The organism is Streptomyces phytophilus (assembly GCF_013870535.1).
In the GTDB taxonomy this organism is placed as follows: domain Bacteria; phylum Actinomycetota; class Actinomycetes; order Streptomycetales; family Streptomycetaceae; genus Streptomyces; species Streptomyces phytophilus.
The window spans coordinates 19399-28322 of the sequence record NZ_JACBXC010000010.1; the positions used below are offsets into that span (position 1 = coordinate 19399).

Sequence of the window (8924 nt, forward strand, 5' to 3'; positions counted from 1 at the left end):
GCGGCCCTCACGTCAGGCCCCGAGGGTGTCGCGAGATACAGCACGGCGCACCTGCCGAGAGATGAGGACGACGGCGACCGGGAGGGCAGTGGCCCACGCGAGTTTCCCGGCGAGTTGGCCGCCGATCGCCGAGGCCGTGAGGGGGAAGCCGGCCAGCCACAGGAACGCCACGGTGTCCACGCCGGCGCCGACCGTGTTGGAGGCGAGGACCGCGCGGGCCCAGCCGCGTTCCCTCAGCGGCGTGTAGACGGCCATGTCGGCGGCTTCGGCGAGGAGGAACGCGGTGGAGCTGGCGACGGCGAGCGCGGGGCTGGTGGCGCATGTGAGTACGGCGCCGGCGAGGATGCCGGTCAGCACTGCGGCGCGGCCGGCGGTGTCCTGTAGGAGGTCGCGGAGCAGGAGGGCGGCGCCGGCGGCGAACGTGCCGGCGGTGGCGGTGAGGCCGAAGCCGACGGGCACGAGGCCGTGGTGGGCGGTGAGCCAGTTCGCGGCGACGATGGCGGCGATGTAGCCGGCGGCGGCCGTGAGGGCGGTGGCGTAGCGCTGGTGGGCGGTCACCGGTCCTCCCCGCGGGTGTCGTGCGGCGCGGCGATGTCGGCGAGCATCCGCGTGAAGCCGGCGGCGAGTTCCTCGCGCATGGCGTGTGCCGCGGCTTCCTCGTCGCGTACGGCGTTCAGCTCTGCGAGCGAGGCGGCGAACGTCTCCCGGTCGCGGGCTCGTTCGCGGCGCCGGCGTACGACCCTCAGGACCGCGCGCGCCCCTGCGAGGAGGAGGGCGCCGGGGACGGCGACGAGCCAGAAGAAGGCGCCGGTGACGGTGAAGAGGATCGCCAAGAAGATGAGTTGGTCTTCGGTCACAGCGAGGCTCCCGGGCTTGGCGGGGCGGGTGCGCTGCTGCCGCGGGCCACACCGGGACCATCCGCGGCAGCAGCGGGAACGGGGGCCTTGCGCTCGGAGATCCGGGCAATCTCTGCGGCGTGCGCGTCAAGGCGCCCGGCGAGTGCGGAGGCGTGGCCGACGCAGGCGCGGCACCAGTCCAGTCCGGCGGGCGGCTCCTCGGGCATCGGGTCGATGACGACGGGCGGGGAGTGGGTGACGCCCCAGCCGGGGGCGCCGCACAGGCCCTGCTTGCCTGCGAACTTGCCGTCCTCGCGCATGATGTGCAGGCGGCGGACCTGTTGGGCTCGGCGGCCGGTGGCGGCGTGGTAGCCGCGGTAGAAGGCGCGCAGGTGGTCACGCATCGGCGCCCACCGCCTCGAAGGGAATCAGCGGCCAGTCCGTACGCACCCCGGCGGCCCACGACTCCTTGCCGGGCGTACGGGCGAAGTAGTCGCGGAGCCCCTCGGCCTGCTCCCGCGCCCAACGAACCTGCGCGAGATGCAGCGTCGCGAGCGCCGCCGTGCCGATCTCCGTGTAGCCCCGGGCTATCCGCCAGGCGACCCGGCACGCGGCGAGCGCGTCGGCGTCCGCCGAGTGGGCGTCGTCGAGCCGCACGCGGTAGTGGGCGCACAGGTCGGTGAGGGTGCGGCCCCCGCGCCGGTACTGGTCGACGTGCTTGTCGAGGACGCGGGGGTCGATGACGTTGAGCCGGTCGCCGACGCGATCGATGAGGGGCTTCACGCCGTGGCGTCGGGCCTCGCGGTCGAGCATCGTGAGGTCGAACGCGGCGTTCATGATGACGATGGGCTGGCCGACCTCGACGGCCTCGGCGAGCGCGCGCACCAGTTCGGCGATGACCTCGGCGGCCGGCCGGCCGTCGGCGTGGGCCTTCTCGGTGGTGATGCCGTGCACGGCCGTGGAATCGGCGGGGATGTCGACGCCGGGGTCGGTGAGCCAGGTGCGGGAGTCGGTGCCGGTCGCGAGTCCGCAGGTGACGACGCAGGCGGTGACGATGCGGTCGGTCTCGGGGTCGACGCCCGTACTCTCCAGGTCGAAACCGGTCATGGGTCCGGTGTGCCAGGACATCAGGCGCCACCCCCCGCGGCGCGCTCCTTGCCGATACGGACGATGAGGTCGCCGACCTTCTCCTCGTCGCCGACCTCGTTCGTGACGAGCACCGCGAGCTGCTGCGTCTGCTTCAGCTCGTAGTGGATCTGCCGCAGCCGCCCCGCGCTGGTGTCCGGGTGGACGATCTCGTCGAGGTACTGCACGGCGGGACGGACCGGGGCCTGCCCACGCTCGAAGTGCGCATCGTCGGCGTCACGGTCCTCGGTGGGCACCAGCCCCGCGTTCAGCAGCAGCGTCCGCAGCGCGATGGACTGCGCCTTGGGCGTCGACCGGCCGCCGGAGTCGGACGCCTCCCCCGCGGCCTGCGTCTCGAAGAAGTCACCAGCCGGTCCGTAGATCCGGAACGTGACGAGGACCGTGCACTCCCGCATCGAGCCGCCGGACTTCGTCGAGATGTCGCGGTACTGCGGCTCGACCTTGAACGGGGCGACGACGACGCCGTGCTTGCGGCACGCCGGCCCGAAGGCGTTCAGCGCGAGGTCGACGCCGCGGAAGGCGAAGCGCCCGGCTCGGCCGCCGTCGAACTGCTGGTTCTTCCCGATGGCGCGGACTTCGCCCATGACGCGGGACCAGGCGACGACGGCGGGGACGCCTTCGGCGTCGGCGGTGAGGTCGCCGAGGTCGGGCTCGGCGTAGTTCCGCGGTGCCTCGTCGGGCGCCTGGTCGTCGGTGGCCGGCGGGCGGCCGGCGAGGGTGGCCGCGTTCTCTCGCAACCCCATGGTCAGGACTCCTTGCTGTGCTTGAAGGCGCGGCCGATGGCGAGTCGCTCGCCCGGCGTGCAGGTGACGGTGGCTTCGTAGGCGTCGGGCCAGCGCTCGGCGAGGAGCGCCAGGTCGACCGCGGGGCGGCCGGCGGTGGGCTCCAGCGAGTACGCGACCTCGCCGCCGACAGCGGCGGCGCGGGCCCGGCCGAGGAGCCGGAGCATCTCCGCGCGGGCGTCCTTCTTGACGCGCTTCGCGTCCGACTCGGCGAGCCGCGCGGTCTCGTAGGCGTCCACCGCGGCGATGACGTCGTGCTGGTCGGCTTCGGCGATGCCGTCGCGGGTGGGGTGGAGCTTGCGGTACAGGCGCTCGGCGGCGTCCGCGGTGCCGTGGTCGGTGGGCGGTACGCTCGGGAGGACGTGGCCGGTCCAGAACCGTTCCGCGGCGGCGATGATGTCGGAGGTCAGTTCCTCGTACGCGGCGGCGCGTACGACGCCTTGCCGGTAGTCGTTGCCGCCGATGAGGACGGCGTAGTGCATGTGGCCGTAGCCGGTGACGGCGAGTTGCCAGAGGATCTGTGCGAGTACGTCGTCGGGGCAGCCGGCGTGCCACTGCGCGGACTTGAACGCCGATCGGGTCTTGACCTCCAGGGCGCAGATTTCGCGGCGGGTCTCGGGCAGTGGGCATTCGATGACGTGCCGGTCGAGGGTGCAGCGCATCCACTGGGCGCCGTCGCGGGCGGTGAGGCCGATCGGTTCGATGACGGAGCGGTTGCGGCGGGCCCACTCGCGGGCCACGGGCTCTTCGAGGACGTTGCCCCAGTGGGCTGCGTCTCCGGCGTCGTCTACGTCGTCGCCACGTTTGTCGTGCCAGACCTTGAGAGGGCTGGAGAGGTCGGCGACGCCGAGGATGGCGGGGACGTCGGAGGAGCCGATGCCGTCGCGTCGGGCGGCGAGCCACTGGTCGCGATCGGCGTCGGCGGTGAGGATGAGGCGGCCGGTGGGGGTGACGCGGCGGCCGGCGGGTGCGGTGGTCGTCATCGCGCGGCCACCTCCCCGATGAACCGCGCCTCCACGGCGGTCCCGCCGTCGTCGTGCGGCACCGTCCGCGCCTCGAACGCGCCGGCGGGCAGGTAGGCGGGCAGCCGTTCGCCGGTGGCGATACGGCGCGCCATGGTGTGCGCGACAGCGCGGGATCGGTGGGTGCTGACGTGCTGCCATTCGCCGGGTGTGCGGCGGAGTCGGCGGGCGACGTCGGCGTGCCGGGTGAAACTCCGGTGCGGGCTGCGTGGGGTTCTTCCGGGCATCAGCGGACCCCCCGGGTGACGGTGTGCAGCGGCATGGTGTTGTCGGAGAGGAGCGGCGCCATGGGGATGGACTGGGTGGTCTCGGAGTCGTCGACCGGCCGTGTGTCCGTCCACGTGGCGCGGGGCTCCGGCGTGGTGTCGGCCCACACCGGGGCGGGTGGCCGGGGTGCGGTCCGCTGCGCGCGGTGCCGCCCGGCCGACGGCGGGGTACGTCCGAGCCACCAGCCGAAGGCGACAGAGGACAGGGCGAGGACGCCGAGGGTGAACGCGATGGTCGCGGCGACGATGGTCATGGGGTGCCGCCCTCGTCGTCGGGCCAGACGATGCGCGGCGTGACCTTCACCGCGCGGCCGTCGCGGACGACGAGACGCCACACGTCGGTGGTCTCCTCGCCCTCGCAGTCGAACCGGCCGGTGAAGGTGTGGCCGGGGAAGGCATCGATCACGGCCTGCACGTGCTCAAGCAGGTGGTACGCCTTGAACGAGTCGTCCCACGCCGGGACCAGGGCGGGCGCCCACTCGCGCTCAAGCCGTCCCTCGTCGGTGGTGACGGTCTCGGTCTCGGTGCGCAGCTTGACTTCGCTGTACGGCGTGTCGGGGCGGTACGGGTCGTAGTCGCTCCCGCCGATCTCCCGCCACGCCAGGGGCGGCGTGATGGCGATCTCGCCGGTTACGCGGGTGTAGTAACCCATGGTCAGGCCCCCTTCTCGGGCTGGTGGTCGTGGGGTTGGCAGGCGTGGCCGCGCGCGGCGGGACGGCCACGGCGGGTGTCCACGGCGCGGCAGGCGGCGATGAGGAACGCGGCGCCGAGCAACGGCGCGAAGAACCACACGGTGATCACGAGAGCGGCAGTCACCGGCCCTCACCGCCGACCGCGCGCGCCCCACAGGCGTTGCAGGTGAAGCCCGCGGGCGGAGCGCCAGAGCACATCCGGCACGCCGGTGCGGTAAGGAGGTCGCCCACCGTTACGCCGAACAGCGCGGCCATCGCGACCAGTTCGACAGCAGTCCACGGCTTCTGACGGGGCTTGCCCACCTGCTCCGCTGCGGACCACACCGCCGCCGACCAGGTCTCGCCGAGGACGGCGCCGAGACGCTGCCCGGCGTCCTCCTGCCGCCAGCCGCGGGCGAGCCGCAGGCGACGGATGTTGCGGGAGACGTTCTCGGCTGCGCGCTTCTGCCTCACCGCCCGTCACCCCCCTGCGCGCCGTGCCCCGGGTGCGCCGCAGCGTCGGCCGCGAACCAGGAGTCGACCAGGTCCAGCGCATGCCGGTCCGGGTCATCCAGCGGCAGCGACGCACGCAGCGACTCCAACGGGTCCTGCCGCAGCCGGCGGGCCCGCAGCTCGGTCACCAGGACCGGGGTCGGCGTGTCGAGAGCGGCGATCGTGCGCCGCGGGCCGTTCACGACAGCCCCTTAGCGATGTCCGCAGGAGTCGGCGGAACAAGGCGGCGTACGGCCACCCAGCCGCGGCCCCACTCGTCGGCGTTGAGCCTGTGCGGTACCCGAGGCTCCAGGACGCCCGGCGCCCACTGGCCGGACGCGATCCAGCCTTTGGTGTTGGGGTCCCACTCGACTGCCTCGCAGCGGAAGTGCGTGAGGACGCTCGCTTCGTAGTCGCGGTTGAGGTGGTAGTCGACGCCGGGCTGGAAGAAGTCCTCCGGCAGGCGCGGGGTGTCGGCGGTGCGCTGGTGCTCGACGGGCGTGGGCTTCGGCGTACGACGGCGCGGCATCATCGGCCCTCGCCCCCGTCCGTGCCCTCGACGGGGCGCCACGGCCCGTACCGGACCGTGCGCTGCACCAGCACCGCGTCACTCCGCATGTCCTGCCAGCGGGTCAGCGCCTGCTCGGCGTCGTCCCGGTCGCGGCGGTGGTCGACGTGCTCGATGTCGTCGCCGTACCGCACCCCGTACTCGTGGCCCGTCTGCGTGGCGTCGCTGTCCGACTGCGCGTCGCTCGCGGCGGTGTCGTCGTCGTACCCGGCGAGGAACTCCGCGAGGGCGCGGTTGCCCTCACCCGACGCGGCGTCCTTCCGGCGGACCTGCTCCACCAGGAACCGGCGCTGCGCCCGCAGGCGCTCGACCTCGGCGAGTGCTTTGCGGAGCTTCCCGAGGTCGAACTGCCACGTCCGGTGGTCCGCCGCGGTCTCGGCGCGCAGGCGGTCGATCTCCACCTGCGCCCGGTTCGCCGCTTCGAGGTTCGCCGTCACATGCTCGGCGACCTTGCCGCGCAGGCGGGTGTTGGTGGCGCGCATCTTCGCGAGTTGAGCGCCGTCCTCGGCGTGAGCGCGTCGCAGCCGCTCAACCTCGTCACGCGGCGGGCTCAGCAACCAGCAGTGCCCGGCGTGCGTCTGCGGGTGCCCCTGCCAGGGCTCACCGCACGTGCACCCGTCGTTCTCCGCCGCCGTCTTCTTCGCCCGCTCGCACCACGACGAGTGCGGGAGCACGCAGCCCTCGGCGTCGCAGCCGTGGGCGAACGTCTCCAACTCGGCGACCCGCGCGCGCAGCTTCTCCAGCTCGGCGGCGCCACCCTCCTCCACCAACATCCCGCGCCCGGCCAACACCTCAACCGCAGCCGACGCGATCTCCTCCGCACTCTCCGCCCACGCCTGCCACAACAGCGACCGCGCGTGCGCCTGCAACCCGTTGCCAGTCACGGCGCCACCGACCCAGCAGCCTCAGCGGCACCCGCCGCAGCGTCCCGGCCCGCGGCGTCGAAGAACGCCTGCCCCAACGGCACCACACCAGCCACGGCCTCCCTCGGCACCGTCGTGTCCACCTCGATGCCGTGACCGGACAGACGCACGGACACACCGCAGAACGCGCCCGGCGCGGCGAGCCACTGCGAGCCCGCGTAGTCGTGCAGTTCCACCGCCCCGGTGGGGATCTTCAGGGCCGTACGCCACTGCTCGAAGTCCGCCGTCGTGCGCATCTGCAGATCCACCGTGACCGGCAGGTAGTTGTGCACCGTCACGTACGCGGACGGCAGGGCGGGGAACGCCGCGACCATGGCCGACAGCGCGGCGAAGGCGTCGACGAGATCGGCCATCGGAGGTTCGGCGGGGTTGTGCGCTGTACTCTGAGAACTCATCGGTGAGCCTCGCTTTCTGCTGTTGAGTGAGGTGGAGCCGTAGGGGCCGACCCCCGGACGCACATCCGGGACGGCCCCGCTTTGCTGCTCAGCCGGTCTTCCGGCCCCGCAGCGGGGTGAGCTTCGGCGGCGGCCCCGAGCCGCCAGCCACACGGACCACAGGCACGGACTCCGGCTCCACATGCAGGAGCGCGAGGATCCGGTCAAGGTCGTCATCGGTGAAGAACACGAGCCGCCCGGACTTGGTGTGCGGCAGCGTCTTGATGCGGTTCTTCAGCCACTTCGGATGCACACGCAGCTCGGCGGCTGCCTCGTCGTAGTCGTAGAGGCGGCGCCGCGGCCGGTCCTCGCGCAGCTCGCCAACCTCGGCGAGCAGACCCGTCACGACCTGAGCCAGCGCCACGAGCTGGGCCTGCAGCCCGGTGTCGTCGGCCGCCGCGGTCACGGGGCGACCTCCTCGCGGGCTACCGCCGTCTCGGCCGGCGGGTCGAAGTCGGCGCTCCGCATGTCGAGCAGTTCGCAGAGGACTCGGCGGAGCGCGGGCCGCGGGACGTGCAGCCCTCTTTCGATCTTGGAGATCTGGGAGTGATGCACCTTGACTCCCGCCGCGCGGCACCGTTTCGCCAGCACAGGCTGGCTCCACCCGCGCTCCACTCGCCTCTGCCTGACCGGCGGTGGGGTGGGCTCGTCTGTTGCCATACACAGAAGCTAACGCAGATCAACGCAGAAGGCAACAGATCTGCGGTAGAGAGCTACAGGATGGCGCAGATCGGCCCTGACATCCTCGCCACCTGCGGGGATCTGCGTTAATCTGCGTTTGACGGAGAGGAATAGACCATGCCTGCGCCGCCGCCCCACCGGCTCGACACACACATGGACGCCCGCCGCCTCGACCTCCGCATGACCTGGCGGCAGGTCGCCGACGCCGCCAGCATCTCCGCGGAGACCATCCGCGCCCTGCGCCGCGGCGACAACGCACCCGGCGACATCACCAAACGCGGACTCGAAGACGCCCTCCGCTGGGAACGCGGCTCAATCGACCGCATCCTCGCCGGCGGCGAACCAACCCCCGTGCGCGAGCGCACCGCCGGCCGCGGCGGCCACACGCTCCCGGACAACGACCCCACACGCCGCATCCTGGACGCCGCGTTGGAGCAGCTGACCCCGGAGCAGCAGGAGGAGTTTCTCCGCCAGGAGTTGGAGCGACGGGAGCGGGGCGGGCGCGCGCGCCGACGCGCCCCTGACGAGCGCCGACGCGCCTAGAGGTAGTTGTTAAGCACAAATTAAGCAGTTGCTGGAGGGTGGCCAATTCCCTCCCCCGGGTGCATATTTGCTCATCTACCCCAACCACGGGGTGTAGTACCACGAGCACACGCCGCACCATGCGTCATGGGGGAGCACGTGTACGAACTCCTTGCCGCGGCGATCCTGGGGGCCATCGCCGTACTGACCATCGGCGCCTACGCAGGACTGTGGGTCATGCGCAGACGCATCATCGACACACAACGCCAACTCCAGAACGAGCGCGACGAACGTATCCACGCAGTAGGCGAGCTGCGCGCCAGGATCGTCCGCAACGAGTACGAACGGGAGATCGCCGCCCTCGACGACGGCGACGACGGCGAGCCGAGTCCGGAGGAACGGCGGAAACGTTTCCGCGCCCTGCCTCCGCCCCTCGCCATCCCCATCGCGTTACTGCTCGGCGCCGGCGCCTGGCTCCGCACACACCTCTGGGCACCCACCCGCGCACACCCATGGGCAGCAGCCGGGACCCTCGCCACCGCCGCAGCCGTCGCCACCGCCGTGTACGTCCTCCCCGGCGC

Annotated in this window: 19 protein-coding genes; 2 read left to right on the top strand and 17 right to left on the bottom strand. The window is 72.3% G+C overall.

Features of this window, described 5'->3' with window-relative positions:
• Positions 1–12: 12 nt before the first annotated feature.
• The 17 genes from H5J30_RS37350 to H5J30_RS01950 form a co-directional block, all read right to left on the bottom strand.
• Positions 13–558, bottom strand: a complete 546-nt coding sequence (locus H5J30_RS37350; protein ID WP_309505394.1) for a VUT family protein — start codon at positions 556–558, stop codon at positions 13–15.
• A complete protein-coding gene (locus H5J30_RS36275) occupies positions 555–857 on the bottom strand; it encodes a hypothetical protein (RefSeq protein ID WP_258563017.1) in 303 nt (100 codons plus the stop codon). The genes H5J30_RS37350 and H5J30_RS36275 overlap by 4 nt, the downstream gene beginning before the upstream one ends.
• The gene (locus H5J30_RS01880) at positions 854–1240 is read right to left on the bottom strand and encodes a hypothetical protein (protein WP_258563018.1); all 387 of its coding nucleotides are present in this window, start codon (positions 1238–1240) and stop codon (positions 854–856) included. Before H5J30_RS01880 ends, H5J30_RS36275 begins: the two co-directional genes overlap by 4 nt.
• Positions 1233–1964, bottom strand: a complete 732-nt coding sequence (locus tag H5J30_RS01885; RefSeq protein ID WP_181785379.1) for an exonuclease domain-containing protein — start codon at positions 1962–1964, stop codon at positions 1233–1235. Before H5J30_RS01885 ends, H5J30_RS01880 begins: the two co-directional genes overlap by 8 nt.
• Positions 1964–2725 (bottom strand): ERF family protein, encoded by a 762-nt coding sequence (locus H5J30_RS01890; protein ID WP_181785380.1) that lies wholly within the window; start codon positions 2723–2725, stop codon positions 1964–1966. Before H5J30_RS01890 ends, H5J30_RS01885 begins: the two co-directional genes overlap by 1 nt.
• Positions 2726–2727: 2 nt before the next feature.
• Complete coding sequence (locus H5J30_RS01895) at positions 2728–3747, bottom strand: YqaJ viral recombinase family nuclease (protein WP_181785381.1); 1020 nt, start codon at positions 3745–3747, stop codon at positions 2728–2730.
• Positions 3744–4013 carry a hypothetical protein gene (locus tag H5J30_RS01900; RefSeq protein WP_181785382.1) on the bottom strand — a complete coding sequence of 90 codons (270 nt, stop codon included), beginning with the start codon at positions 4011–4013 and terminating at the stop codon, positions 3744–3746. The genes H5J30_RS01895 and H5J30_RS01900 overlap by 4 nt, the downstream gene beginning before the upstream one ends.
• Positions 4013–4306 carry a hypothetical protein gene (locus H5J30_RS01905; protein WP_181785383.1) on the bottom strand — a complete coding sequence of 98 codons (294 nt, stop codon included), beginning with the start codon at positions 4304–4306 and terminating at the stop codon, positions 4013–4015. Before H5J30_RS01905 ends, H5J30_RS01900 begins: the two co-directional genes overlap by 1 nt.
• Entirely contained in the window at positions 4303–4704 is a 402-nt protein-coding gene (locus H5J30_RS01910) for a DUF6205 family protein (protein WP_181785384.1), read from the bottom strand. Before H5J30_RS01910 ends, H5J30_RS01905 begins: the two co-directional genes overlap by 4 nt.
• Positions 4705–4706: 2 nt before the next feature.
• Positions 4707–4868, bottom strand: a complete 162-nt coding sequence (locus H5J30_RS01915) for a hypothetical protein (RefSeq protein WP_181785385.1) — start codon at positions 4866–4868, stop codon at positions 4707–4709.
• Positions 4865–5197, bottom strand: coding sequence for a helix-turn-helix domain-containing protein (locus H5J30_RS01920; RefSeq protein ID WP_181785386.1), 333 nt, complete (start codon positions 5195–5197; stop codon positions 4865–4867). Before H5J30_RS01920 ends, H5J30_RS01915 begins: the two co-directional genes overlap by 4 nt.
• The gene (locus H5J30_RS01925; protein ID WP_181785387.1) at positions 5194–5418 is read right to left on the bottom strand and encodes a hypothetical protein; all 225 of its coding nucleotides are present in this window, start codon (positions 5416–5418) and stop codon (positions 5194–5196) included. Before H5J30_RS01925 ends, H5J30_RS01920 begins: the two co-directional genes overlap by 4 nt.
• Positions 5415–5747, bottom strand: a complete 333-nt coding sequence (locus H5J30_RS01930; protein WP_181785388.1) for a hypothetical protein — start codon at positions 5745–5747, stop codon at positions 5415–5417. The genes H5J30_RS01925 and H5J30_RS01930 overlap by 4 nt, the downstream gene beginning before the upstream one ends.
• On the bottom strand, positions 5744–6667 hold the full coding sequence (locus H5J30_RS01935) for a hypothetical protein (RefSeq protein ID WP_181785389.1): 924 nt from the start codon (positions 6665–6667) through the stop codon (positions 5744–5746). Before H5J30_RS01935 ends, H5J30_RS01930 begins: the two co-directional genes overlap by 4 nt.
• A complete protein-coding gene (locus H5J30_RS01940) occupies positions 6664–7059 on the bottom strand; it encodes a hypothetical protein (protein ID WP_181785390.1) in 396 nt (131 codons plus the stop codon). The genes H5J30_RS01935 and H5J30_RS01940 overlap by 4 nt, the downstream gene beginning before the upstream one ends.
• Positions 7060–7189: 130 nt before the next feature.
• Positions 7190–7546 carry a helix-turn-helix domain-containing protein gene (locus H5J30_RS01945; RefSeq protein WP_181785391.1) on the bottom strand — a complete coding sequence of 119 codons (357 nt, stop codon included), beginning with the start codon at positions 7544–7546 and terminating at the stop codon, positions 7190–7192.
• Positions 7543–7800, bottom strand: coding sequence for a helix-turn-helix domain-containing protein (locus H5J30_RS01950; protein WP_258563019.1), 258 nt, complete (start codon positions 7798–7800; stop codon positions 7543–7545). Before H5J30_RS01950 ends, H5J30_RS01945 begins: the two co-directional genes overlap by 4 nt.
• 138 nt (positions 7801–7938) lie before the next feature.
• On the opposite strand from H5J30_RS01950, the gene H5J30_RS01955 reads away from it, so the two are divergent.
• A complete protein-coding gene (locus H5J30_RS01955) occupies positions 7939–8364 on the top strand; it encodes a hypothetical protein (protein ID WP_181785393.1) in 426 nt (141 codons plus the stop codon).
• Positions 8365–8490: 126 nt separating this feature from the next.
• A partial coding sequence (locus H5J30_RS01960) for a hypothetical protein (RefSeq protein WP_181785394.1) occupies positions 8491–8924 on the top strand: 434 nt, incomplete at its 3' end.

Excerpts from the sequence above, each read along its gene's own strand:
- H5J30_RS01880 (WP_258563018.1), bottom strand. The coding sequence starts at position 1,240 with ATGCGTGACCACCTGCGCGCCTTCTACCGCGGCTACCACGCCGCCACC.
- H5J30_RS01885 (WP_181785379.1), bottom strand. The coding sequence starts at position 1,964 with ATGTCCTGGCACACCGGACCCATGACCGGTTTCGACCTGGAGAGTACG.
- H5J30_RS01890 (WP_181785380.1), bottom strand. The coding sequence starts at position 2,725 with ATGGGGTTGCGAGAGAACGCGGCCACCCTCGCCGGCCGCCCGCCGGCC.
- H5J30_RS01895 (WP_181785381.1), bottom strand. The coding sequence starts at position 3,747 with ATGACGACCACCGCACCCGCCGGCCGCCGCGTCACCCCCACCGGCCGC.
- H5J30_RS01900 (WP_181785382.1), bottom strand. The coding sequence starts at position 4,013 with ATGCCCGGAAGAACCCCACGCAGCCCGCACCGGAGTTTCACCCGGCAC.
- H5J30_RS01905 (WP_181785383.1), bottom strand. The coding sequence starts at position 4,306 with ATGACCATCGTCGCCGCGACCATCGCGTTCACCCTCGGCGTCCTCGCC.
- H5J30_RS01910 (WP_181785384.1), bottom strand. The coding sequence starts at position 4,704 with ATGGGTTACTACACCCGCGTAACCGGCGAGATCGCCATCACGCCGCCC.
- H5J30_RS01930 (WP_181785388.1), bottom strand. The coding sequence starts at position 5,747 with ATGATGCCGCGCCGTCGTACGCCGAAGCCCACGCCCGTCGAGCACCAG.
- H5J30_RS01940 (WP_181785390.1), bottom strand. The coding sequence starts at position 7,059 with ATGGCCGATCTCGTCGACGCCTTCGCCGCGCTGTCGGCCATGGTCGCG.
- H5J30_RS01950 (WP_258563019.1), bottom strand. The coding sequence starts at position 7,800 with ATGGCAACAGACGAGCCCACCCCACCGCCGGTCAGGCAGAGGCGAGTG.
- H5J30_RS01955 (WP_181785393.1), top strand. The coding sequence starts at position 7,939 with ATGCCTGCGCCGCCGCCCCACCGGCTCGACACACACATGGACGCCCGC.